The sequence below is a fragment of the Roseivirga sp. E12 genome (genome assembly GCF_017592825.1).
Taxonomy (GTDB): domain Bacteria; phylum Bacteroidota; class Bacteroidia; order Cytophagales; family Cyclobacteriaceae; genus Roseivirga.
Genome location: NZ_JAGFMD010000002.1, coordinates 240,131 through 264,381, shown reverse-complemented (window position 1 = coordinate 264,381; position 24,251 = coordinate 240,131). Strand labels below are relative to the sequence as shown.

22 protein-coding genes are annotated in these 24,251 nt (G+C 39.8%); 9 read left to right on the top strand and 13 right to left on the bottom strand.

Features of this window, described 5'->3' with window-relative positions; translation table 11 throughout:
• Positions 1-7 precede the first annotated feature (7 nt).
• Positions 8-1,384 carry a sigma-54 dependent transcriptional regulator gene (locus tag J4E76_RS08825; RefSeq protein ID WP_208503221.1) on the bottom strand — a complete coding sequence of 459 codons (1,377 nt, stop codon included), beginning with the start codon at positions 1,382-1,384 and terminating at the stop codon, positions 8-10.
• A gap of 592 nt (positions 1,385-1,976) precedes the next feature.
• Here J4E76_RS08825 and J4E76_RS08820 point away from each other — a divergent pair.
• The 3 genes from J4E76_RS08820 (at position 1,977) to J4E76_RS08810 (ending at position 5,425) form a co-directional block, all read left to right on the top strand.
• Entirely contained in the window at positions 1,977-3,224 is a 1,248-nt protein-coding gene (locus J4E76_RS08820; protein WP_208503219.1) for an efflux RND transporter periplasmic adaptor subunit, read from the top strand.
• Between the two features lie 50 nt (positions 3,225-3,274).
• Positions 3,275-3,970, top strand: coding sequence for an ABC transporter ATP-binding protein (locus J4E76_RS08815; RefSeq protein ID WP_208503513.1), 696 nt, complete (start codon positions 3,275-3,277; stop codon positions 3,968-3,970).
• A 111-nt stretch (positions 3,971-4,081) separates the two neighbouring features.
• On the top strand, positions 4,082-5,425 hold the full coding sequence (locus tag J4E76_RS08810; RefSeq protein ID WP_208503217.1) for a TolC family protein: 1,344 nt from the start codon (positions 4,082-4,084) through the stop codon (positions 5,423-5,425).
• Here the strand turns inward: J4E76_RS08810 and J4E76_RS08805 are convergent.
• The 4 genes from J4E76_RS08805 to rsfS all read right to left on the bottom strand — a co-directional run bounded on the left by J4E76_RS08805 (position 5,418) and on the right by rsfS (position 9,591).
• Positions 5,418-6,221: a hypothetical protein gene (locus J4E76_RS08805; RefSeq protein ID WP_208503215.1), complete on the bottom strand. Its 804-nt coding sequence runs from the start codon at positions 6,219-6,221 to the stop codon at positions 5,418-5,420. The two genes, J4E76_RS08810 and J4E76_RS08805, sit on opposite strands and share 8 nt — an antisense overlap.
• On the bottom strand, positions 6,211-6,972 hold the full coding sequence (locus J4E76_RS08800; RefSeq protein ID WP_208503213.1) for a UDP-2,3-diacylglucosamine diphosphatase: 762 nt from the start codon (positions 6,970-6,972) through the stop codon (positions 6,211-6,213). Before J4E76_RS08800 ends, J4E76_RS08805 begins: the two co-directional genes overlap by 11 nt.
• Before the next feature lie 88 nt (positions 6,973-7,060).
• Entirely contained in the window at positions 7,061-9,175 is a 2,115-nt protein-coding gene (gene ftsH / locus J4E76_RS08795; protein WP_208503211.1) for an ATP-dependent zinc metalloprotease FtsH, read from the bottom strand.
• A gap of 59 nt (positions 9,176-9,234) precedes the next feature.
• Positions 9,235-9,591, bottom strand: coding sequence for a ribosome silencing factor (gene rsfS, locus J4E76_RS08790; RefSeq protein ID WP_208503209.1), 357 nt, complete (start codon positions 9,589-9,591; stop codon positions 9,235-9,237).
• Between the two features lie 107 nt (positions 9,592-9,698).
• Between rsfS and J4E76_RS08785 the strand changes: the two genes are divergently transcribed.
• Together J4E76_RS08785 and ahcY are read left to right on the top strand one after the other, a co-directional pair.
• A complete protein-coding gene (locus J4E76_RS08785; RefSeq protein WP_208503207.1) occupies positions 9,699-10,406 on the top strand; it encodes a biotin--[acetyl-CoA-carboxylase] ligase in 708 nt (235 codons plus the stop codon).
• Between the two features lie 67 nt (positions 10,407-10,473).
• Complete coding sequence (gene ahcY / locus J4E76_RS08780) at positions 10,474-11,778, top strand: adenosylhomocysteinase (protein ID WP_208503205.1); 1,305 nt, start codon at positions 10,474-10,476, stop codon at positions 11,776-11,778.
• A 47-nt stretch (positions 11,779-11,825) separates the two neighbouring features.
• Here ahcY and J4E76_RS08775 read toward each other — a convergent pair whose 3' ends face one another.
• Genes J4E76_RS08775 through J4E76_RS08760 form a run of 4 tightly spaced genes read right to left on the bottom strand, consistent with a single transcriptional unit; the run spans position 11,826 to position 15,842 of the window.
• Positions 11,826-12,665, bottom strand: a complete 840-nt coding sequence (locus tag J4E76_RS08775) for an FkbM family methyltransferase (protein WP_208503203.1) — start codon at positions 12,663-12,665, stop codon at positions 11,826-11,828.
• Entirely contained in the window at positions 12,649-13,404 is a 756-nt protein-coding gene (locus J4E76_RS08770) for an FkbM family methyltransferase (RefSeq protein ID WP_208503201.1), read from the bottom strand. Before J4E76_RS08770 ends, J4E76_RS08775 begins: the two co-directional genes overlap by 17 nt.
• 6 nt (positions 13,405-13,410) lie before the next feature.
• The gene (locus tag J4E76_RS08765; RefSeq protein ID WP_208503199.1) at positions 13,411-15,072 is read right to left on the bottom strand and encodes a glycosyltransferase family 39 protein; all 1,662 of its coding nucleotides are present in this window, start codon (positions 15,070-15,072) and stop codon (positions 13,411-13,413) included.
• Entirely contained in the window at positions 15,069-15,842 is a 774-nt protein-coding gene (locus tag J4E76_RS08760; RefSeq protein ID WP_208503197.1) for a glycosyltransferase family 2 protein, read from the bottom strand. The genes J4E76_RS08765 and J4E76_RS08760 overlap by 4 nt, the downstream gene beginning before the upstream one ends.
• Before the next feature lie 80 nt (positions 15,843-15,922).
• Here J4E76_RS08760 and J4E76_RS08755 point away from each other — a divergent pair, with 80 nt between their 5' ends.
• From J4E76_RS08755 to J4E76_RS21165, 4 genes are all read left to right on the top strand, one after another.
• Complete coding sequence (locus tag J4E76_RS08755) at positions 15,923-16,483, top strand: DUF3109 family protein (RefSeq protein WP_208503195.1); 561 nt, start codon at positions 15,923-15,925, stop codon at positions 16,481-16,483.
• 115 nt (positions 16,484-16,598) lie between these two features.
• Entirely contained in the window at positions 16,599-19,022 is a 2,424-nt protein-coding gene (locus tag J4E76_RS08750; RefSeq protein WP_208503193.1) for an ABC transporter permease, read from the top strand.
• The gene (locus J4E76_RS08745) at positions 19,019-20,044 is read left to right on the top strand and encodes a sensor histidine kinase (protein ID WP_208503191.1); all 1,026 of its coding nucleotides are present in this window, start codon (positions 19,019-19,021) and stop codon (positions 20,042-20,044) included. Before J4E76_RS08750 ends, J4E76_RS08745 begins: the two co-directional genes overlap by 4 nt.
• Positions 20,034-20,741, top strand: a complete 708-nt coding sequence (locus J4E76_RS21165; protein WP_208503189.1) for a response regulator transcription factor — start codon at positions 20,034-20,036, stop codon at positions 20,739-20,741. Before J4E76_RS08745 ends, J4E76_RS21165 begins: the two co-directional genes overlap by 11 nt.
• Positions 20,742-20,766: 25 nt before the next feature.
• Here the strand turns inward: J4E76_RS21165 and accC are convergent, their stop codons facing one another.
• The 4 genes from accC to J4E76_RS08720 are packed head-to-tail and all read right to left on the bottom strand — an operon-like array spanning position 20,767 to position 24,237.
• Positions 20,767-22,110: an acetyl-CoA carboxylase biotin carboxylase subunit gene (gene accC / locus J4E76_RS08735; protein WP_208503187.1), complete on the bottom strand. Its 1,344-nt coding sequence runs from the start codon at positions 22,108-22,110 to the stop codon at positions 20,767-20,769.
• Positions 22,111-22,156: 46 nt separating this feature from the next.
• Complete coding sequence (gene accB, locus J4E76_RS08730) at positions 22,157-22,627, bottom strand: acetyl-CoA carboxylase biotin carboxyl carrier protein (RefSeq protein ID WP_208503185.1); 471 nt, start codon at positions 22,625-22,627, stop codon at positions 22,157-22,159.
• Positions 22,628-22,642: 15 nt separating this feature from the next.
• On the bottom strand, positions 22,643-23,209 hold the full coding sequence (gene efp, locus J4E76_RS08725; protein ID WP_208503183.1) for an elongation factor P: 567 nt from the start codon (positions 23,207-23,209) through the stop codon (positions 22,643-22,645).
• A 29-nt stretch (positions 23,210-23,238) separates the two neighbouring features.
• Complete coding sequence (locus tag J4E76_RS08720; RefSeq protein ID WP_208503181.1) at positions 23,239-24,237, bottom strand: beta-ketoacyl-ACP synthase III; 999 nt, start codon at positions 24,235-24,237, stop codon at positions 23,239-23,241.
• Positions 24,238-24,251: the final 14 nt, after the last annotated feature.

The window sequence follows — 24,251 nt, the reverse complement described above, 5'->3', positions numbered from 1 at the left end:
AATATTTTTAAAGCCCATGCTTCTCTAAACGTCTATATAATGATGCTCTTGTGAGTCCAAGTTCTTTGGCAGCCTTCGATATGTTGCCCGAATGTTTGTTGACAGCTTTTAGGATAATGTTCTTTTCGACATCATCAAGATTAAGGTTGTCTACAGCTTCGGTTTGACTATCTGTTTTCTGAACAAGGAAGAAGAAATCGTCAGGCATAAGAATATTGCCCTCACTCATAATTATTGCTCGCTCAATAGCATGCTGTAGTTCACGGATGTTCCCTGGCCAAGGGTATTTGCTAAGCTTCTTCATTGTTGAGGAAGCTACTTTCTTGTGAGGCTTGCGATATTTATCACAGTAAACCTTAACAAAGTGTTCTGCAAGGAGATTTACATCATCTTGTCTCTCTCTAAGAGGAGGTAAGTGAAGTTCTACCGTGTTAATTCTGTATAGCAAATCTTGCCTGAAAGTATTTTCAGCCACCATGTCATAGACAGGCATATTTGTTGCACAGACGAGCCTAATGTCAATATCAACAGCTTTGTTAGACCCAATGCGGGTCACTTGTCGCCCTTGTAAAACCGATAATAATTTAGATTGCAATGGCATACTGAGATTGCCAATTTCGTCTAAGAAGAGAGAACCGCCAGTAGCGATTTCAAAGCGACCTGCTCTGTCTTCTTTAGCATCCGTGAAGGCTCCTTTCTTGTGCCCAAAGAGCTCACTCTCGAACAAAGTCTCAGTAATGGCTCCCATATCGACACCTACAAATACATTGTCCTTTCGTAATGATCTTTGATGGATCGCTCTAGCGACTAATTCTTTACCGGTACCATTTTCGCCAAGTATCAAAACGTTGGCGTCAGTGCCAGCAACTTTGTCAATGATACTAAAGACGTTTTTCATTGCCGGACTGTCACCAATTATATCCTTGAAAGGCTTATTGATATCGTCCTCTAACTGTTTCTTAGCACTTTTAAGCTTATCGACTTCTTTATAAGATTCTTTTAGTTTGATAGCTGCAGATAATGTACCGATGAGTTTTTCATTTTGCCATGGCTTCAAAACAAAATCTGTAGCACCTTCTTTTAGTGCCTTGACAGCCATTTCAACATCACCAAACGCGGTTATTAGGATGACGACAGCTTGTGGGTCTGCATCAAGAATCTGCTCTAACCAATAGAAACCTTCTTTGCCACTTGTAATGTCTTTGCTGAAATTCATGTCCAGCAGAATGACGTCATAAGTACCATTGTTCATTAAGAACGGAATCTTCTTAGGGTTTTTCTCTATGATTACTTCTTTGGCATGTTTTTTCAAGAGCAGCTTAGCTGCAATCAAAACATCCTCATCATCATCGATTATTAAAATCTTACCTAATTCTTTATCCACAGTGTCGTTAGTTTATTCGAATGGCGTTTCTTAAGCCTAAATAGTGCCAATAGCCTTAATGCATCTAATATATAGGTTTTAGATACTTATGTGTCCGAATCCGTAACAAAAATTGATCGAATATGGACATGTTTTTGAGCTTTCATTGGAGGATAATGATTGTGTCTAATTTCCATGTTCAATTGTAATTGTAATTATTGAAGGATGAATTTTATATAAAGGGTATGTACATGTAACTGAAACCGATGGTATAAAAAAACACAATATTTAAGGAACGAAGATTTTGCAGAAGTGATTAAAGTACATATATTGCACACGTTGTTTTGAATTAATTTAAATATTAATTCAGATATTTTGAGTTTTTGACCTTTGGGCTCGGTACTGACCATACTGAGCCTTTTTTTATTCCCTCCTGTCAATAGTCTTAACCATAAAGTGTTCGAATACGATCAATCCGTGTGTTATAATTGTACACTTTGAGCCAGACTGAAATCTATAATATTGTCGTAACAAGCTGTAAATCAGTTTTTTGAAAAAGTGGCACTCTTGTTGTCTATAGCTGGCCGGATTAGAAAACACTATAACAACAGCAATGGATAAAAAAATCAAAAAGAAAACATTCACTACCAAGCGGGTCGTAACAGTACTTGGTAGCGCAGGATTAGTATTCCTTATACTATATGTTTTTGTTTTTGCCGATAAGGCTTCAAAACTCAATGTAGATTCAGAGAAAATCAGTATGGCCGAAGTGGTTGAAGGACCATTTCAAGAATACATACCTATAGAAGGAACAGTTCAACCCAAAGCGACATTCAGGCTTGACGCGAAAGTAGGTGGTAACGTTCAAGAAAAATTCTTGGAAGGCGGTGTAGAAGTTCAAAAAGGAGATACAATTCTTAAACTTGAGAATAGTTCTCTCGAAATGAACTATATAAGTCAACAAACTCAAACCAACCGTCTTAGGAATGAGATAGAAAATACCAACAATGGTTTGAAACAGTCTCTCTTTAGGTCGAATGCCGAAGTAATCAGGATTGATTTTGATATTGATGCTGCGAAAGACGTTTATACAAGAAATCAACAGCTTTGGAAGGATAAAGTAATCTCTGAACAAGAATATCTTAATTCAAAGCGTACTTATGATCGCTTAATAGCAACACGTGTTAACACTATAAAAACGAAAGAATTTGATTCTCTTAATTCTGTGAATCAGGTTAGTCAAAACACCCAAAGGCTCATCACATCTCAAGAGAGTTTGAGAATTGTTGAAGGCCAGTTAGACGATTTGTGGGTTACTGCACCTGTTAATGGACTATTGTCCACTGTAAATGCTGAAATTGGTCAGAGTATTGGTCAAGGAACTACGATCGCTCAAATTGATGACTTAGAGGGCTTTAAAATTCAAGCAAATGTTGATCAACACTATTTACCAAGAGTTTATGAAGGCCTAGTAGGTACTTATGACTTTGCGGGCTCTACTTACTCTTTAGAGATCAGAAAAAAATTCCCAGAGATTAATAACGGTACTTTCGTAGTAGAAATGGTAGGCCAAGTGCCTCAAGGTGTTCGTAGAGGGCAGACCATCTCTATCAGACTTCAATTGAGCGAAGAAAAGAATGCTATTCAAATCCCTAGAGGAAGCTTTTTCCAAACTACAGGGGGGAACTGGATTTTCGTTGTAGACGAGTCAGGAACCGTTGCAACAAGAAGACAAATCAGAATTGGAAACCAGACGCCACGTCACTATGAAGTGCTTGAAGGTTTACAACCTGGAGAAAAAGTCATATTTTCATCCTACGAAGGGTATGACGATAAAGACAAACTAATAATCAAACAATAAATTAATTCAAACAACCGATAACTTTTTACATTATGGAAAATGGTAAAAACATTATTACAACAAAAGGTCTGAAGAAGTTCTATTACACTGACGAGATCGAAACTACTGCACTAAACAACGTTAATCTGGCGATTGGCGAAGGAGAATTCGTGGCAATCATGGGTCCTTCTGGTTGCGGAAAATCTACTTTACTAAACATCATTGGTCTACTGGACAACCCTTCTGAAGGTGAGTTCTTCTTTTATGATGAAGAGGTTTCAAAATATTCTGAAAGACAAAGAGCTGAGCTAAGGAAGAAGAACATTGGTTTCGTATTCCAGAGCTTTAACTTGATTGACGAGCTTACAGTTTACGAAAACGTTGAGCTTCCTTTAATTTACTTGAAGTACCCTGCTGCGGATAGAAAGAAGAGAGTAGAAGAAGTGTTAGAGACTATGCAGATCATGCACAGAAAAGATCACTTCCCTCAGCAGCTTTCTGGTGGTCAGCAACAAAGGGTTGCGGTAGCTAGAGCTGTAGTTGCTAAACCAAACCTTATTCTTGCGGATGAGCCTACTGGTAACTTGGATTCAACAAATGGTCAAGAAGTAATGACTTTATTGAGCGATTTGAATGCCAAAGGAACTACCGTAGTAATGGTTACTCACTCTGCAACTGATGCAGAATACGCTCACAGAGTAATTAACCTATTTGATGGTCAGGTAGTATCTGAGAACATCAATTCTAAAGAGAACTCTCTAGTTTAATAATATTCCCTTATGGGTTTACATCCACTTGCCTAATGGCAGGTGGATGTTAAAAGAAGCTTTTAAATAGCTTCCTGGTATTGTATTGCCTAAAAGATAGAAAACACCATTATGAAAAAAATATATTACACGTGCTTGGCATTCCTCATGCTGTCAAGTGTAAGCTTTGGACAGCGTACCTTAACGCTCGAAGAGTGTATTAATATTGCTCTTGATAATAACATAAGTATTAAGAGAGCAAGAAATAATGCTCTAATTGCCAAGTCTACTTTTACTCAAAGCAAATTTAATTTCTTGCCTTCGTTGAATGCGGGTGCTTCCCACAACTGGGCAGAAGGTCTGTCATTTGACCAGACATCAGGAGGGCTTGTGAACACAACCACATTAAGTGGAGGTGGTTCAATCAGTGCAAACCTCAATATATTCAATGGGTTCTCCAATAGATTGGGAATGCAGCGTAGTAATCTCCTGTATCAAGCGGCAGAGCAAGATGTCAAAGGAAATGTTCAGGCTACGGAAGCAAGTATTGTATTCTCTTTTCTACAAGTGATTACCACTGGTGAGAACCTGAAAATCGCAGAACAAACAAAGGAGTTGTTGCAAGAACAATTGGAGCAACAGGAAATTAGAGAGAGAGCTGGAGTTGGCAACATGGAGCAGGTTTACAATTTCCGTTCACAGATTGCTTCGCAGGACCTAGCAATTGTAAACCTGAGGAACTCTTTGCAGAGCAACAGACTTACACTACTTCAATTATTGTTCTTAGATCCAACGGAGGAGTACACATTCGAGGGAATAACTGGTGATGATGTAACACTAGAACAAGAAATCGAAGAGTACGGTACTGTGTTTTCTAGGTCAATGGAATTTTCTCCGGCAGTAAAATCAGCTGAACTAAACCTGCAAGCTTCTAAGAAAACCTTGAAGATTGCTCAGTTCGCTTGGCTCCCATCATTAAGTGCTAGTGCTGCAACTGGTACAAGCTGGTCTTCCAACTTAAGAAATCAAGATGGCTCGGTCGTTGATCTGTCAGATCAGTTTGATACAAATAGAAGGAAAAACGCGAGCCTAAACCTTGGAATTCCACTCTTTACTAGATTTCAAAACAGGACTCAGATGCAACAGTCTAAAATCCAATACTTGAACTCTGAATTGAATCTAGAGCAGGCAAAAAACACGCTAACCAACCAAGTTCAGCAGGCTTATTTGGATTTAGTCAACGCGCAATCCACATATTCAGCGGCTAAAACGAGTCTTTTGAACCTTGATAATGCCTATGAATTCGCAAAGAATAGATATGAAAGCGGAACTATTGACTTTGTTACTTATTTACAAAGTTTGAATGGCAAGAATAGAGGTGAGTTGGAGCTTATTAGAGCTAAGTATAGCATCCTTTTAAGAAAAGCTATTCTGGATATTTACACAGGTGAATTGGATCCCGCAAACTCTAATTAAGTTTGAATACATCCACAGTTTGGTTATGCACTAAGAAAATTTGATTGTTTTCCATAAGTACAAATTGATAAGGGAGGTCAGGTAAACTGATTTCCCTTTTTGTTTTTTTATAGAGGTGAACCATATAAAGCTTGGAATCACTAATGAAGATGATCTCATCCTGATTGAATGTGAAATTATTCGTACTCTGGCCTGTGATTTTTTCGATGTAGTTACCAAGGTTGTCAAAAGCTAGAATGCCTTCCTCTTCAATTGCAATAAAGAGATAGTTTTGGTAGGACCTAATAAATTTCATTTCCCAATTCTCCAAATCTAGACTTAGGTTCAGCTTATTTTCGGCAAGTACTTCTCTGTCATTAATATCAACTTTAATCAAGCTTAATTCCTGATTGTTCAGTATCCAGAGGTTATTGTCGCTTGCTAGTGTTGCCAAACCTGAAAAATTGCTGATCTGATTATTATTGATAGAATACCTTTCAGAAGTATTTAGAAATCTATCTAGCAGAAGGTATTCTTGAAAGCTTTGGTAGTACACAAAGGTCCTTAATCCTTGCCATGCATCAATTAATGTTGGAGTCCCTTGTTTTTGGGGAGAGAAGTGATACACCTGCTTTCCTGTTTGATCCAATTTGTCAATTGCTCCCTGATTATTTGAAAAATACAGATAGCCTCGTCTATCTATTGAAGCCGCTGTAGGCGTGTAACCTAGATTGAATGAGTCAACCTTGACTAATTCTTGAGCAGGGCTACAAAAGTAAATGAGAAGAAAAGAGAATATGTATATACTAGCCCTCAAACGTCTTAAGCTTTATTTCACCATCAGAATACTCCGCATAAGTGTAATAGTTAAGCCACTCGCCTAGGTTAACATATCTGCTGTTCTGTCCCACCTCCAAATCTAAAGGAAGATGTCTGTGGCCAAAAATGTAATAGTCATAGTGATTGACCTTCTCCATCTCTTTAGAGAAGCTCCAAAGCCATTCATCGTCACCCATGAACCTCTGTTCTGTATCATTGGCTTGAGCACGACTTTTACCCGACCAGAAGTTAGCTAAACCAATGCCGATATTGGGATGTAACCAACGGAAGCACCATTGGAAAAATCTATTTCTAAAGATTTTTTTCAAAAATTTATAGCCACTATCTCCAGGTCCAATACCATCACCATGCCCCACAAAGAGTTTTTTCTCATTGATGAAAACATCAATAGGATCGTAGATGACTTTAGCTCCTAATTCTCGGTCTAGATAGCCGAACATCCAGAGGTCATGATTGCCAGTGAAGATTACTAGGTTGATTCCAGCATCCGCTATCTCAGACAGCTTGCCCAAAAATCTCGAGAAGCCTTTGGGTACAGTTGACCTGTACTCAAACCAGAAGTCAAAAAGGTCACCGACAAGGAAAATCGTATGCGCGTCTTTTTTGCATTCATCTAGCCAGCGAATGATCTTTTTCTCTCGCTCCAAACTGATCTCAGCTGTCGGAACCCCAAGATGGAAATCTGATGCGAAATAGACTTTTTGATGTGAAGCAGGATTTAATTTCATAAGTGAAGCAAAGTAAAAATTGCAAAACCTGTGTAAATAAAAAAATCAGGTCGTTAAACCTGATTTTTAATGTATTGAAACTATCTCTTTATTCTGTCTTTGGATCTTCCGCAGAAGCCTCAGGAGCAACATTGTCTTCGACTATTGGTGCTTCTTCGACCACCTTGTCAGTCTTAGCCTTTTCAATAGCCTCTTCTTCTTCTTCTTCTTCTTCTTCTTGGGCTTTTCCATTGTTATTGGTAAAAGCCTCGTAAGTGGTTTGCTTCTCAAAAGGTCGAGGTCCAATAAGACCTTCCAGATCTGATTGGAAGAGGATCTCTTTTGCCAAAAGCTCTTTTGCCAAGACTTCTAATTCAGACTTTTTATCAGTAAGTAGATCGATAGTCCTTTTGTAGGCCTTATCAACGATCTTTTTCACTTCTTCATCAATTGTCTTTGCCGTGTCTTCAGAATACGGTTTCGAGAAGCCGTATTCATTCTGTTTAGAATCATAGAATGAGATATGGCCAACCTTTTCATTCATACCATAGACGGTAACAATGCTGTAAGCCACTTTGGTAACTCTTTCTAAGTCACTCAGTGCTCCAGTAGAAATCTTATTGAAAATAATTTCTTCTGCTGCTCTACCACCTAGAGTCATACACATCTCATCTATGAGTTGCTCTGTCTGGTAAAGGAATTGTTCCTTCGGAAGGTATTGAGCGTAACCTAATGCTGCGACTCCTCTTGGTACAATAGAAACCTTTACCAATGGATCGGCATGTTCTAAAAACCAACCTGCTACCGCATGGCCAGCCTCGTGGTAAGCAACAATTTTCTTTTCTTCAGGAGAAATAATTTTGCTTTTCTTTTCAAGACCACCAATCACTCTATCAATCGCATCTTGGAAGTCTTCCATATCAACGGCCTTCTTGTCTTTTCGAGCAGCAATCAAAGCGGCTTCGTTACAGACGTTAGCAATCTCAGCACCGGCAAAACCTGGTGTTTGAGCGGATAACTTTTTAGGATCTATATCCTTAGCCAATTTAATAGGGCCTAGGTGAACTTTGAAAATAGCTTCTCTACCCACAATGTCTGGCTTGTCAATGCCAATCTGTCTGTCAAAACGACCTGGCCTTAAAAGTGCATTGTCTAATACATCAGGTCGGTTGGTAGCCGCGAGAATGATTACTCCAGAGTCAGTCGCAAAACCATCCATTTCTACTAACAATGAGTTAAGCGTGTTTTCACGTTCGTCATTTGAGCCGGGCATTTGACCTTTTCCACGTGATCTACCTATAGCATCTATCTCATCTATAAAGACGATACATGGCGCCTTTTCTTTGGCTTGTTTGAAAAGGTCACGTACACGAGCTGCACCCACACCAACAAACATTTCAACAAAGTCAGAACCTGATAGAGAGAAGAACGGTACCGCTGCTTCTCCTGCAACAGCTTTTGCTAACAAGGTTTTACCTGTACCTGGAGGTCCTACAAGTAAGGCTCCCTTAGGTATTTTCCCACCTAATTTGGTGAATTTCGAAGGGTTCTTTAAGAAGTCAACAATCTCTTTTACTTCTTCTTTGGCTTCATCCAATCCAGCAACATTGTCGAATGTGATTTTGACTTTGTTCTCTGCATCAAACAGAGCCGCACGTGATTTCCCAATATTGAAAATCTGACCACCAGGACCGGCATTGCCTGTCATTCTGCGCATCATCAGCCAGAAGAATAGTACAATAAGTATTAAGAATCCCCATGTGCTAAGGAAGTCCATGATAGTTGTTCTATCATCGAATTCTATTCTTACTTGCTGTTGCTTAGGGATTTTATTCGTGTCAACGAAGTTATCGTAGTAAGTACGAAAATCTTCAGCCGAGAAGAATTGCTTTTGGATTGTATAATGTGGTCCGCTATTAAAGCCAAATACGCTATTGCCGTCTAATTCAGTCTTATATTTCGCATTCTGTAGAGCTTCTTGCTTAAGTGTAACTTCTACAGTGTTTTGGCCATTAATAAAGACCACACGTGCAACGTCATTGCTTTTCACCATGTCCTCAAAACGGGATGGAGTGATAGCAATTCCGGTACTTTGACTTGTGAAATACGATACAGCGAAAAATACAATAATAAGGGATACGAATATCCAAACCTGGTTATTAGGTCTTTTACCACCTGGGCCTGGCTTGCCTAGTATATTCTTCTTTCTTGGGTTATCCGGCATTCTATATATTTTAAATTTTGTAAACCTACTTAATAACGCACTCTTAACAATAATGTTAGCTATGCATTTTGAGAAACACGACTGATTTTTGCATCACCCCATAATTCCTCTATGGCGTAATGGTCACGCTTTGCTTTATTGAAAATATGAGCCACTACATTCACATAATCGATTAGAATCCACTCTCTATTTGTGAATCCTTCTTTACGCCATGGGCTTTCTTTTGAATCTGTTTTTACCTCATGTTCTACAGACTCGGCAATGGATTCAATTTGAGTGTCAGAGTTTCCAGAGCAAATGATGAAAAAATCACTGATTGCACCTTTCACTTCTCTAAGGTCCATAACAACAATGTCCTCAGCTTTCTTCTCTTCCATCCCCTTAACAACGATGTTGCTCAATTCTTCAGAATTCATTCAATTGGGTAAGTGATTTTTAACTTATTTTAAGGATCAAAACTACTAAAAATTCATTGTACAAAATCCTTGCTAATACCTTATTTCTGGGCAAAAAGGTTATTTACATGCCAAGTTGTCATTCTACCAACGACATCGCTCTGGAAATGGCTAGAAACTCTGACATCACGGAAGGGACTGTCATAATAACCGATGACCAGACTGAGGGTAGGGGTCAGAGAGGAAATAGCTGGCATGCTTCACCAGGCAAGAACATTACACTGTCCTTATTGCTTAAGCCGAAATTCTTGGAAGCATCCAAACAGTATCCTTTGAATATGGCAATATCACTGGCAGTGTTAAAGACGGTTAATGACCAGCTGGCAGATAATGAGGCTAGTATTAAATGGCCAAATGATATTTATGTAGGGAGAAGAAAAATCGCTGGAATGCTTATTGAAAATGGCCTCAGTAGGAAAACTTTGGATTATTCAGTCATTGGTATTGGATTGAATGTCAATCAGTCTGATTTCGGAGGACTGCAGGCGACATCATTGAAAGATGAGTTAGATAAGGATAGTGACCTTGAACTCATATTTCAAAAGTTAGTGGAAAATGTTGAAGCTTATTATCTACAGCTGAAGGCAGGTAAAAGTTTGGCAATCAAGGAGGAATATTTGAGGTCTCTTTTGGGCTATAGATCCAAGCTAAAGTTCAGAACAGAGTACGAGTTTGAGGGGACAATTCAGGATGTAACAGAGTCTGGCCAGTTATCCGTTTCTATTAATGGGAGGTCTGAAAACTTTAGTTTTAAGGAGATCGATTTCATTCTTTAATCTTTTGACAATCTTTGATTTTCCTATTCACTTAGCTTACCTTTGTGCCGCAATTAATCAACGAATTATGCAAGAAACGCTTGAACATAAAGTAAAAGATATCAATCTATCTGATTGGGGTAGAAAAGAAATTGAATTAGCTGAGGCTGAAATGCCAGGTTTAATGTCTTTGAGAGAGGAATTTGGTCCATCTCAAATTCTTAAGGGAGCTAGAATTGCAGGGTGTTTGCATATGACAATTCAGACTGCGGTTTTGATTGAGACCCTTACCGCGCTTGGTGCAGAGGTTTCTTGGTCTTCATGTAATATTTTCTCCACGCAGGATCATGCTGCTGCAGCCATTGCGAAAGCTGGAATCCCAGTTTATGCTTGGAAGGGCATGAATGATGAAGAGTTTGACTGGTGTATAGAGCAGACATTGTTTGCGTTTGAGGGTGGAAAGCCCTTAAACATGATTCTTGATGATGGAGGTGATCTTACTAATATGGTATTGGACAAATACCCAGAGTTAGTACCTGAAATCAAAGGATTGTCCGAAGAAACTACCACAGGAGTTCATAGACTTTATGAGCGCATGAAGAATGGTACTCTTCCAATGCCAGCGATCAATGTTAATGATTCAGTGACTAAGTCCAAGTTTGATAACAAATACGGTTGTAAGGAATCACTAGTAGATGCTATCAGAAGAGCTACTGACGTAATGCTTGCAGGTAAAGTGGCTGTTGTAGCAGGTTATGGTGACGTTGGAAAAGGTTCTGCTGCTTCTTTGGCAGGTGCTGGCGTCCGAGTGATTGTTACCGAGATTGACCCAATTTGTGCGCTTCAGGCGGCAATGGATGGTTTCGAAGTTCAGAAAATGGATAACGCTATTCCTAGAGCTAACATTATTGTGACTGCAACGGGTAACTACAATATTATCCAGCAGAGACACTTTGAAGCTATGAAGGATAAGACCATTGTTTGTAACATCGGTCACTTCGATAATGAAATTGACATGGCATGGTTAAACGGAAACCATGGTGATAGCAAAATAGAGATTAAGCCTCAAGTGGATCTTTATAACCTAAACGGTAATGATATTATCGTTTTGGCTGAAGGTCGTTTGGTGAACCTTGGTTGTGCTACGGGACACCCTTCTTTCGTAATGTCTAACTCTTTTACAAACCAAACACTGGCTCAAATTGAGCTTTGGACTAATAGAGAAGCTTATGAAAACGCAGTATATACACTGCCTAAGCACTTGGATGAGAAAGTAGCCAAACTTCATCTTGCCAATATTGGTGTGGAACTTGAAGAGCTTACTCAAGAGCAGGCTGAGTATATCGGTGTTACTGTTGAAGGCCCTTATAAGCCAGAGCACTACAGGTACTAGAATTAAGGAGTATAGTGAGATTAGAAAATGGGCCGTAAGGCCCATTTTTATTTTAGGTCTTCGTTAATATAAATAAGGTTCTCACCGCTAACAGTTTTTGTAAAGCTGTATCGTGAAACGGCTTGTTCAAATACCTGGGTACACCCAGGTTGCATTTTTTCGTGGAGCTCTACAATTAGAAGCTTTACTTTCGGTAACCAGGATTCATAATCAGAGGTGAATACGTTCATTTCGGACCCTTCAATATCTAGTTTAAGAAAGTCTACAGATTCCCATCCCATTTGTGTTATCAAGTCACTAATGGAGTAGGCTTGAAAGGCACCCTCTGCTGATTCGTCAGTCTCTTCCACTTCAAATGCCCACTTTTCAAAATCAGGATTCTTGATTCTAAGATGTGAGGTTTTTCCCCAAATAGCGGATTTTAATGCTTTGATATTTGAGAATTCCTTTGTGTTTTTTTGAACTAATTCGAAGTTAGAGCTATCGGGCTCTACGGCTAATACTTCTGCATTTGGATACTTATTTGCAAAGAAAACAGAAGCAAATCCGACATTTGCTCCACCATCAATTATAGTCTTTGGTACATACGGTAACTCCATTTCATATCTGGTATTCAGAAAGATTTGTTGAAATGTAGGTACGTCTGAAGTTTCTTGTCTTAGGTAGAGTTTGGCCGAATACCCTTCCACATTGAAGTCTACTACTCTATTTGCCTTAGTATCGGTATAAAACTTATGGTAAAGGGCTAAACCCTTAGGTTTGCCGAACTTCCTAATGTACTGCTTAGGTCGATAGTAGAGCTTTAATTTATCTTGAATCGGGGCATATAAACTATTAGCAATATTTTTTATCGATCGAATAAATCCCATATCAGTTCTTTGGTTCAAAGACGAAGTTATTGGAGTAGAGCTGCTTATTGATAATCTCTTTATTATCATCAATAGCCTGATGTTTTGAAGCATCAAATTGATCTATACTAGTGAGCTTTCCATTTAAGAAGAAGAAGCCTTGGTAATCTAATGATTTCAAATACTCAAAAACGTCTTCTACTTTGATGCTATTCAAGTGCCGATTTTCACACTCAAATATGAGTTTTGGTCTATCGACTGTTAGAATGTCATTGGCACCTTTAAAAACTTGAAGTTCGTGACCTTCTACATCCATTTTTATAAAGTTCACTGGCTTTACTCTATCCATGAGAAGCTTGTCAAGCTGTATTACTGGTACTGTAATGAAGTGTCCGTCCTTAGTGTCATGTCTTTTCTCAAAAGTAGCCCCAGGTGAAGTCAGGCCCTCGGCCTTTGGGATGAATAATTCTAGCGTACTCTCTCGAGAAGACACACCAGCATGGTGAAGTGTTATGTTTTTGTAACCATAAGCGTTGATAGCCTCACTCACATACTTGTAAAGACTTGGTTGCGGCTCGAATGCTATCACTGAGCCACTATCGCCAACTGCCTTTCTCAGCCAATGCAGGTAACCGCCTTTATGTGTACCTATGTCCAATACCGAATCACCAGAATTGATGTTCTTAAGGATATACCCTAACTCAGGTGCATCGTCTTTGTATCTATACTTCACAGCGCGATACAAAAACTTGATTTTAGAAAAATTCCCTTTTGACATAACCTTTTATTGGTTTCGATGAACAAGGTGGTACTTGGCGAACTTAGATAAATCCCCATTTTCGGCATCTATACATGCTATAATGAATTTAGCAAATTGCGATTCACTAGGAAAATCGTAGATGAAACCTGACCATAGTAACTCAAAACCGGATAGTTCTGATAAACTCTCATCTCTAATTAAGGCAAGGGTTTCACCTGTTTTATTATTGATTTGCTCGGGTGTCATATCCCGTTGAGCAAAACGTTTGGCGTAATAAGGGATATTATGAATTAAAGTAGCCTCTATTAGGATTGGTGTCTTTTCACTTACCACGGTACTTTCATTTAGTACCTGACCAATCTCATCATAAGGTCTAAACTTCTCCAGTCTTGGTAATACAGTTGCGAAGCAAAAAAGAAAGAGTAGAATGATCCAGAAAGGGGCTGCCACCAAGAGTTGATTTTTGGATTCCACTTTTCTGAAATGGAAGTAAATCAATATGGCTAAACCTAGCGCAGGTGCTAAATAGGTAAGTGGGTGAAGGTTTAACTGTTGGATAGCAATCACATTAGCAGCGATGATCAGAACCGCAGGAAATAAAAAGCTACCGGACCATATGGCTTTCCAAAGAGTTGATTTGGGCTCATATTGCAACAGAAGAGGAACAATCATCAGTAACATAGCTGGATGCGCTTGAATCATGTAGGTGGGTATTTTCCCCTTGGCTATTGTGAATACAATGAACATGACTATAAACCAGCAGATGGGAAATAGTACTGCCGAAGCTCTTTTCCAATCTCTTATCCATTTGATTAGCGCAAAGAAAAATACCAGCGAATACGGAAGAATACTCCAAGAGATTACTTCAAGGTAGAAGAATGGTTTAGGGCCATTCGTCTTCTTACTTAGTGCCCTGCCGAAGGTTTCCCGATAGTAAATCTCCCAAAACTCAGCTCCATCTTTTATATACATGAAGATAACCCAACTGAGGCCAATTAACAGTGTAATAGGTATACCAAGGTGTAGTTTTAGTAGTTTGATATCATCCCAGATTCTTTGCCATTTGAAAGGCCCCTTCAGCAATACATAGAGGCCAATAATCCCTCCAATAACAATAATATATGGGAATCCCTTGGTAAGCACTGTCAGGCCTAATATGGCGAAGGCTAATATCATGTATTTACCCTTTTTCAACTCGAACCCTTTTAAGAAATAATACATGGTCAGGGTAAAGAAAAAGGTCAAAGGTATTTCTGGTGAGGCGTACTGTTTGACAGCAAGCAGTTGTACACTGAAGGCCATCATGATCATGGCATAGAGCCCTCCTTTATTGCCATAGAGCTGCCTTCCGATTAGGTAAGTAAACCAGATACTACCTAAAGCCATAAGAACGATTGGAAGACGAATGGCAAATTCATTCAGCCCGAAAATAGATGAAGAAGTGGCAATTAACCAATAGGTGAGAGGGGGCTTATTGTATCTCGGCTCATAATTATAAAATATTTCTAGAAAGTTTCCTGACTCGAACATTTCTCTGACAGCCTCAGCGTAAAAGCTTTCGTTAGGAGTCCAAATGTCATTGACATGAAAGTTAAAAAGGTAGAGCAAGGCGATGATGAGCATCAAAAACCTTGTTTGTTTCTTGTGCTCTCCATCAAGGGCTATATAATCCAGAAACTTGTTCATTCTACAGATTTGCCTTTATGAATGAGCCTCAAATACATGTATTTAAGGAAAGTATAATAACTGGCTGTTTTGCATATGATCAAACCCTCAAATCCATCTCTAAATCCACCTCGAAAAAAATAATCATTGATAAACCTGTAAAATGGACTGGCAATTAGTTTTATAATACTCGGGTTCTTACCCATAGCTTTCATTGCTAGTGCCGCTTCCTTAGCGTATTTGGCAGAACGATTGATGTGATCTTCATAACTCGTATAAGAATAGTGATTGATATCTGCCTTTATGGCAACTGTTGAACTACCTGCCTTCATAATCACTTCTGGGTGAGGGTCTAATCCCCGCCAATTTCCTTTTTTTCGATTATAAAGCCTCAGTTTTGAATCAGGGTACCATCCGGAATGTTTGATCCATTTTCCGCAATAATTAGTGAACCTATTGAAGAAATAACCATCATATGACCAAGAGTTTTTAACGGTTGCTATCTGAGCCTTTAGGCTTTCTGAAAGTTCTTCGTCAGCATCTAATTGTAAGACATAGTCATATTGAGCAGCGTTTTGGGCAAAGTTTTTCTGGTCAAGAAAACCTTTCCAAGGATTTTCAATAACCCTGGCTCCAAGTCCTTTGGCAATTTCTCTAGTTCTGTCAGTTGAAAAGGAATCGACCACCAAGAGTTCATCGCAAACACCTTCAAGTGAGGTTAGACATCTTTTGATGTTCTCTTCTTCATTAAAGGTGATAATGACACCAGAAATTTTTACGGATTGACTCATGGATTAAAATCGCTGCAATTTAGCATTTTGATTCGATTAGATGATGTGATGGTTATATTTGCCTTTGAAAAATTAGTGTCATGATTTTAATAGAGAACGCAGTAATAAGTGATGATATCAAAGAACAGTTCTTTGTTTGTGATATTGACAAGTGTAAAGGAGCATGCTGTGTTGAAGGAGATCTAGGAGCCCCACTAGAAGAATCTGAACTCAAAGAACTTGAAGAGTGCTATGAGGTTGTAAAACCATACTTATCTCCAGAGGGTATCGCGGCTATTGAGAAAGAAGGCACTTATATTAAAGATTTTGAAGGAGACTATTCCACTACTACAATTGGTGGTAAAGAATGCGCTTTCGCCATCTATGACGAAAAAAATGTTTTGAAATGTGGGATTGAGCAAGCTTACATTGATGGTAAGACTAAGTTCAAGAAACCCATTTCATGCCATCTATACCCGATAAGAATAACTAAGTACGACCACTATGAAGCGCTGAATTACGACCGATGGTCAATTTGTTCCGCTGCCTGTGCATTAGGCGAGAAACTGGGAGTTCCCATCTACAAGTTTCTCAAAGACGCATTGATTCGTAAATATGGAGAAGCTTGGTATCAGGAGCTTTGCGATGATATTGAGGTATAGACTAGTCTACCAAAAAGGACTCTCTATCTACATTATGATATAGTACTTCTATTTCTTTTTAGAAAATAGCTCTAATTGCTTATCTCATGTTTTGAAAACTCAAAACAACAGAATCATGGTTAAGAACTATTTAAAAATGGCATGGAGGAACTTGTTGAAACACAAGGGGCATACCGCCATCAATGTCTTTGGATTGGCAGTAGGAATGGCCTGCTTCCTACTCATCCTCTTTTATGTAAAAGACGAGTCCTCATTTGATAAATTCCATAAAGATTACGATCGGGTCTATCGGATTACTGAAGTCAACTATTCGGATGGAGGAGATAATTATTTGGCTAATGCATACAGTGCTATTGGTCCGGCACTCAAGAGTGATTTCCCTGAGTTTGAAGCTTTCGTAAGGCTTCATATAGAAGAATTCTCTGTAGCTAATGGACCGGAAAAGAAATTCCAAGAACCAAATTTTGCTTTCGCTGATTCCACACTATGGGAGGTGCTCGACTTTGGCTTACTCGAGGGTGACAAGGCTAGTGCATTGGCAGATCCATTTTCAATAGTTATTACTGAGTCAATGGCCTCTAAGTACTTTGGAGATGATGATGCTATGGGGAAAACTCTGAAAGTCGATGGTCAATATGACTTTCAGGTTACGGGTATACTTAAAGACCTACCGAAGAACTCTCATATGCAATTCGATTTCTTAGCTTCGTTCATAAGCCTTAGACAATTGCAAGGTGGGTGGATGTTCAATAACTGGTACTGGCCACCAATGTATACATATGTCAAAGTTCCAGCCGGAGCGAACGTTGAAAACATGGAGGCAAAATTTCCGGCTATGGTTGAAAAGTATCTGGGAAAACTTACGGCTGAGCAGCGTGGCTATCAAATGCAACCTCTTGAGGAAATACATACCACCACCGACTATGCCAATGAGTTAGGTAAAACTACCAACAAGACCTACCTGCTTATTCTCACCACAACAGCCTTTCTTATTTTGGCAATCGCCTGCGTTAATTTTATGAACCTCTCTTTGGCTAGATCTATCAGTCGATCAGGTGAAGTAGGAGTCAGAAAGGTTTTTGGAGCTGTAAGAGAACAGATCATTGTTCAATACCTGAGTGAATCTGTTTTGGTAACCATTATTTCAGGGGTAATAGGTTTTGGCTTCTTTCTGCTGGCAATGCCAGCTTTTAACGGATTAACCGAAAAGTCCCTTGAGGTTGCGGCTGCGGATGTGCCATTGATTTTGGGAGGGTTAATAGTGATTGCCCTGATTGTGGGGTTTCTGTCAGGGATTTATCCAGCACTCTTTCTCTCTGGTTTTTCGCCAGCGGCTATCCTAAAAGGAAAAGTCGCTAAGCAAAGCCCTTTTGCCAGTCTGTTCAAGAAATCTCTTATCACTTTCCAGTTCGTAATCTCTGCGGCCTTAATCATTTCCACCTTTATCATATACTTCCAGTTACAGTTTATGAGAAACAAGGCCTTAGGTTTTGATAAGGAACAGACTGTAGTATTGGAAGTACGGTCACTTAGGGATCAAACGAGAATTAAAACACTTAAGGATAGACTGAATCAATTACCTCAAGTTAGAGGAACGGCTGTATCATCCAGAATTCCTGGACATGAGGGCTTTTACGATTATAATGTGCTTCCAGAAGGAGAAACAGCCGAGAACAATATGCTCTTTATGCGTTTGGAAACAGATCTAGACTTTGCTAGCCTCTATGAGTTTGAAGTACTGAAAGGACGTGGTTTTGATAACCGCCTTTCGACAGATTCTTTAGCATACTTAATCAATGAAACTGCCGCGGCACAATTGGGTTGGGACGAAAGTGACCTTAACAAGAAACTGAACATGGGCAGTCTCAATCAAGATGGCACCTTTAGAGCAGTACATACGGGAAGTGTCATTGGTATCGTAAAGGACTTTAATTTCATATCACTGCATAACGATGTAGACCCTGTTGTTATCAGTGTGATTCCTAGCTCTCAACCATATATGCAAGGGAAGTTATCTGTCAAACTTGCCTCTGGAGATTTGATGGAATCTATGCAGGTGATAGAAGAGGAGTGGAGGCAATTTACAGCTGCCTCACAGTTTGAGTATTTCTTTCTTGATGATTCTGTGGAAAGGATGTATGCTGCAGAGAAACAATTGGGTAAGGTGTTTCTGACCTTTTCATCCATTAGTATTATACTGGCATGCCTAGGACTCCTCGCCATGACGACTCTTCTAGCAGCTCAATTGAAAAAGGAAATTGGCATAAGAAAAGTGTTAGGTGCTACTGTTGGAAGTATTGTTCTCCTTATGTCCAAAGGGTATATGCAACTGATTACTATCTCGTTTGTCATCGCTAGCGTGATCACCTATCTTGTCATGGAGAAATGGCTTGAGAACTTCGCTTATCATATTCAAATGCAAGTTTGGTACTTCCTATTGGCTGGCGTGGTTTTAGGGCTTATTTCGTTTATAACTATGAGTTTTAAATCTTTAAAAGCAGCTTACGGCAACCCGGTGGAGGCCCTTAGATACGAATGAAAATCAACTGGAAAATCTTAGGTGCCCATTTGCTTTTTTGGCTACTCTATATAGTCATCTGGGGAATACATGATCTTGCTTTTGCACCTACTTTTTGGGATACCGTTGAAGGGAATGTAATTGGTAGTCTTTGGTATGCTGTAGGGGTTTATATCAATTTATACCTGTTAATACCCTACTTACTCCTAAAGAACAAAAGGTGGGCTTATGTAGGCTTGGTTATACTGCTTATGCTTTTAGTCTCATATGGTCTGGCTCAGACATTTGCTTGGCATTATTTGAGTATTCACAAAGGGACGAGTGATTTCTTCGCAAGTGTTCAGGGGATTGCCAACACAGCATCTGATTTTTTGGTTGTCTATGGACTGGCCACATGTTTGTTTTTCATTAATGAATGGTACATAAAAGAAAGAAAGCTTCGTGAACTTGAGAGTCAAAATTTGAAAGCAGAATTAGTCATGCTGAAAGGGCAAATCAATCCACACTTTCTCTTCAATGCCCTTAACAGCGTGCATGTACTGATTAGAACCAATCCTGAACTTGCAACTGATACTTTAGAAAAGTTTTCTGACCTGTTGAGCCATCAGTTGTACGATGTAGAACAGGACAAAATTACGCTTAGCCAGGAGGTTCAAAACCTCGATAACTTTATTGAGCTTCAGAAAATGAGGCATAAGGATCATGTAGATGTGGATTGGTCCTATACTGGAAGTCTTGAGGGGCGACTGATATCACCGATGCTGTTTTTGAACTTTGTAGAAAATGCGTTTAAGCATGGATCTGCTAATGGTGATGAGCATGTCAAAGTTGAGATTTCACTTAGTCTTGCTGAAAATCAGTTGAGCTTTGTGTGTTCAAATTCTGCTTCTGAAGATGGTCGTGAACCTAAGAGTATAGGCCTGGGAATCGCAAATGTGAGGCGTAGGCTGGATATCATTTACCCCGACAAATATCAACTCTCTACAGGCTTTGATGAAGGTGCTTACAGAGTTCTGCTTAAATTAGATATTAGTGAAGCTTGATTGTATCATAATAGATGATGAGCCCCTGGCCCGAGATGGGCTAAGAGACTATGTGAAGAAAGTGAGTCTCCTACAATTGGTAGGTGAGTTTAAAAATGCCATCGAAGCGAAAGCCTTCATAGAAGAACACCCAGTTGATTTGATGTTTTTGGATATCAACATGCCAAAGATAAATGGCTTGAACTTCGTGAGATCTTTAGAGGAACCTCCAAAAGTAATATTCACCACGGCTTATCGCGAATTTGCAACCGAAAGCTATGACCTCGATGGTATAGACTATCTTTTAAAGCCTATCTCTTTTGAGAGATTCTTCAAAGCCGTGAATAAGGTGTTGGAGCTTTTACAACCCAATATCGAAGAGGGTACCCGAGATCATTTCTTTGTGAAAGTTGATGGTACAATCAAGAGAGTGCTCAATAGTGAGGTACTCTATATTGAAGGTATGAAAGACTATATCAAGATTTATCTAGCCAATGGATCGACTTTGATAACGCTCCTTTCACTAAAACAGATGGAACTAGCCTTGCCTGAAGGATTTATACGTGTCCATCGCTCTTTTATCGTTTCTCTGCGCAAAGTAGGAGAGATATCGGGGAATGTCTTGAAAATAGCAGGCTCTGATGTGCCCATGGCTCCCAACCTGAGGGCAGAAGTAATGCAGAAAGTCCTAGGAGACAACTATTTGAAAAGGAATTAAAAAAGCCGGCTACTAGCCGGCTTTTTTATAAGTCTGAAAAATCAAAATCATCGAGGAAGGCGGTAGTAAAGTCTCCTGACTTAAAGCCTTCATCATCCATTAGTTTTATATGGAATGGAATGGTAGTCTTGATTCCTTCGATTACGAATTCTTCTAAGGCTCTCTTCATTCTTACTAATACCTCTTCTCTAGATTGAGCGCTAACGATAAGCTTAGCAATCATGGAGTCGTAGTTTGGGGGAATAGAGTAACCAGCATAGACATGGCTGTCTACACGTACACCATGTCCGCCAGGAAGGTGGAGGTTGGTGATTTTGCCTGGAGAGGGTCTAAACCCATGACCAGGATCTTCCGCATTGATACGACATTCCATAGCGTACAATTTTGGGTGGTACGCTGTTCCCACAATTGGTACACCGGCAGCAGCCTTGATTTGTTCTTTGATCAAGTCAAAATCCGTGACCTCTTCGGTAATCGGATGCTCTACTTGAATACGGGTATTCATTTCCATGAAATAGAAATCCCCATGTTTGTCCAATAGGAATTCTACTGTTCCTGCACCCTCATAACCAATGGCTTCGGCAGCTTTTATTGCTGCAGTTCCCATCTTGTCTCTAAGCTTCTCATCAACCGCAGGAGATGGCGTTTCTTCTACGAGCTTCTGATGCCTTCTTTGGATAGAACAATCTCTTTCTGAAAGATGACATGCCTTTCCAAAACTGTCGCCAACTATTTGGATTTCAACATGGCGTGGTTCTTCTATGAATTTCTCTAGATAAAGACCGTCATTACCGAATGCGGCAGCCGATTCCATTCTAGCATCATCCCATGCCTTTTGAAAACCGTCATCATCCTTAACAATCCTCATACCTCGACCTCCACCACCAGCGGTGGCTTTTAAGATCACAGGGTATTTCATTTTGTTGGCGATTTTAATACCGTTTTCAACCGTATCAAGCAGGCCGTCTGAACCAGGAATGGTAGGTACACCTGCGGCCTTCATTGTAGCTTTGGCAGTAGCCTTATCACCCATTTTATCAATCATATCTGGGCTGGCACCTATAAATTTTATGCCGTACTCCTCACAAACGCGGGAAAATTCAGCGTTTTCGGAGAGGAATCCATAACCAGGGTGAATAGCATCAGCATTAGTGATTTCAGCTGCTGAAATGATATGAGGTATTTTCAAATATGACTCATTGGAAGGAGCGGGTCCAATGTTTACAGCCTCGTCAGCGAATCTGACATGTAAACTGTCCTTATCAGCGGCAGAATAAACAGCCACTGTTTTAATGCCCATTTCTTTACAAGTTCTAATAACTCGTAGGGCAATCTCTCCTCTATTGGCAATTAATATTTTCTTGAACACGGTGATTCAATTAAAGATGATACATAACGGGATTTATCCCTTTGCCTTATGACGGGTCAACCAAGAATAGTGGCTGATCGTACTCTATTGGCGATGCATTTTCAACTAGTACTTTTACAATAGTACCAGATATCTCTGATTCTATTTCATTGAAAAGTTTCATTGCTTCAATAATTCCAACTTTTTGTCCAACCGAGACAGTATCTCCAACACTCATGAAAGGAGGATCTTCTGGTTTTGGAGCTCTGTAGAAGGTTCCAATCATTGGCGATTTAATCTCAACGTATTTGCTGGTGTCATCCGCAGCAGGTGCAGCAGCCTTTGGCGCTTCTGCAGCAGGTGCCGCTGGCGCAGGTGCTGCCGGAGCAGCTGCAGGTAGGGCAGGAGTACTAGCCACTACTGTTGCTTCAGCATTTCGTTTCACCTCAATTTTGAACTCTTCAGTTTCAATGTTGACTTCTGCCAAACCAGATTTGGCAATAAAGTCGATCATGTTTTTAATTTCTTTCGGATTCATTCGTAGGTAAGTTGATTATTTTACTCGCTCACCGTAAGAGTGAGTTCTAGTGTCTACTTTAATTTTGTCCCCTAAGTTAATGAATAATGGCACTTGAATTTCAGCACCGGTTTCTAGGGTAGCGGGCTTGGTGGCATTAGTAGCTGTATCGCCTTTAATACCTGGCTCCGTGTAAGTGATTTCGAGTACTACATAAGCAGGTAACTCGCAGGTAAGAGCAAGTTCAGTTTCAGCATGAAATAGAATGTCGACTTCTTGACCGTCTTTAATAAGGCCAGCACTTTTGCCGATCATTTGCTCTTCGATCATTACTTGTTCGAAGGTATCGGAATTCATAAAATGAAAACCGAAATCGTCTTTAAACAAGAATTGATGTTTTCTTTTTTCAACTCTTGCCGTTTCAATCTTGTGCCCAGCAGAGAAGGTGTTGTCAACAACCTTTCCCGTTTTGACATTCTTTAATTTGGTTCTAACAAAAGCAGGACCTTTACCGGGTTTCACATGTTGAAACTCTGTGATCATCCAGAGGTCTTGATCTTTAACTATACAAAGTCCGTTTTTTATGTCTGCAGTAGTTGCCATATGACAAATCTATAGAGTTATGTCTAAAATTATTTAGGATCGTAGGCCCATTTTAACCAAATCGACCCCCAGGTGAAACCTCCACCGAAAGCCGCAATGATCAAATTATCACCTTTGCGAAGTTGAGATTCATAATCCCATAAACACAGCGGAATTGTTCCACTGGTAGTATTACCATATTTATGGATGTTCAACATCACTTTTTCTTCTCCCACGTCCATGCGTCTAGCTGTAGCATCAATGATACGTTTATTTGCTTGGTGTGGTACAAGATAGGCGATGTCGTCTCCTGTAAGGTTATTTCTTTGCATTACTTCAGCTGCAGCATCCGCCATATTAGTCACAGCAAATTTGAATACAGCAGAACCTTCCTGATAGACAAAATGCTCTCTATTTTGAATGGTCTCCAGACTGGCCGGTTTTCTACTCCCACCAGCTTTCATGTGTAAGTGCTGTGCTCCTGAGCCATCTGATTTAAGCATTGAGTCCATGATTCCAAAATCAGGAGATCCTGGTTCTAGTAAAACGGCTCCGCCACCGTCACCAAATATAATGCAGGTAGTTCTGTCGGTGTAGTCTATGATGGAAGACATTTTGTCTGCCCCCACAACAACGACTTTTTTGTATTTGCCAGTTTCGATGAACTGTGATCCTGTGATCAATGCATAGATAAAGCCAGAACAGGCAGCTTGCAAGTCATAGTTGAAAGCATTTTTGGCACCCACTGCATCTCCAATCAAGTTGGCTGTTGCAGGAAAAGTCATGTCTGGGGTAGTGGTGGCGCAAATGATCAGGTCAATATCCTCGGCATTGGTGTTAGTTTTCTCTAGGAGTCCTTTAACGGCTTCTATACCGATAACTGAGGTTCCCTGATTTTCACCTTTCAGAATGTGTCTTTGCTTGATGCCAGTTCTTGAAGTGATCCATTCATCAGTGGTGTCTACAATAGTTTCAAGTTCCTTGTTCGTTAAAACATAGTCTGGAACGTAACCATGGACACCCGTGATTTGAGCTCGAATGTTCGTCATTAAGTAGTATTAAG

What these genes read in the sequence shown, in the direction of transcription:
- J4E76_RS08785 (WP_208503207.1), top strand. Translation starts at nt 9,699, where the DNA reads ATGCCAAGTTGTCATTCTACCAACGACATCGCTCTGGAAATGGCTAGA.
- J4E76_RS08750 (WP_208503193.1), top strand. Translation starts at nt 16,599, where the DNA reads ATGGTTAAGAACTATTTAAAAATGGCATGGAGGAACTTGTTGAAACAC.
- J4E76_RS08755 (WP_208503195.1), top strand. Translation starts at nt 15,923, where the DNA reads ATGATTTTAATAGAGAACGCAGTAATAAGTGATGATATCAAAGAACAG.
- rsfS (WP_208503209.1), bottom strand. Translation starts at nt 9,591, where the DNA reads ATGAATTCTGAAGAATTGAGCAACATCGTTGTTAAGGGGATGGAAGAG.
- J4E76_RS08770 (WP_208503201.1), bottom strand. Translation starts at nt 13,404, where the DNA reads ATGTCAAAAGGGAATTTTTCTAAAATCAAGTTTTTGTATCGCGCTGTG.
- efp (WP_208503183.1), bottom strand. Translation starts at nt 23,209, where the DNA reads ATGGCAACTACTGCAGACATAAAAAACGGACTTTGTATAGTTAAAGAT.
- J4E76_RS08820 (WP_208503219.1), top strand. Translation starts at nt 1,977, where the DNA reads ATGGATAAAAAAATCAAAAAGAAAACATTCACTACCAAGCGGGTCGTA.
- J4E76_RS08800 (WP_208503213.1), bottom strand. Translation starts at nt 6,972, where the DNA reads ATGAAATTAAATCCTGCTTCACATCAAAAAGTCTATTTCGCATCAGAT.
- J4E76_RS08810 (WP_208503217.1), top strand. Translation starts at nt 4,082, where the DNA reads ATGAAAAAAATATATTACACGTGCTTGGCATTCCTCATGCTGTCAAGT.
- J4E76_RS08720 (WP_208503181.1), bottom strand. Translation starts at nt 24,237, where the DNA reads ATGACGAACATTCGAGCTCAAATCACGGGTGTCCATGGTTACGTTCCA.
- ftsH (WP_208503211.1), bottom strand. Translation starts at nt 9,175, where the DNA reads ATGCCGGATAACCCAAGAAAGAAGAATATACTAGGCAAGCCAGGCCCA.
- J4E76_RS08745 (WP_208503191.1), top strand. Translation starts at nt 19,019, where the DNA reads ATGAAAATCAACTGGAAAATCTTAGGTGCCCATTTGCTTTTTTGGCTA.
- accB (WP_208503185.1), bottom strand. Translation starts at nt 22,627, where the DNA reads ATGAATCCGAAAGAAATTAAAAACATGATCGACTTTATTGCCAAATCT.
- J4E76_RS08760 (WP_208503197.1), bottom strand. Translation starts at nt 15,842, where the DNA reads ATGAGTCAATCCGTAAAAATTTCTGGTGTCATTATCACCTTTAATGAA.
- J4E76_RS08765 (WP_208503199.1), bottom strand. Translation starts at nt 15,072, where the DNA reads ATGAACAAGTTTCTGGATTATATAGCCCTTGATGGAGAGCACAAGAAA.
- ahcY (WP_208503205.1), top strand. Translation starts at nt 10,474, where the DNA reads ATGCAAGAAACGCTTGAACATAAAGTAAAAGATATCAATCTATCTGAT.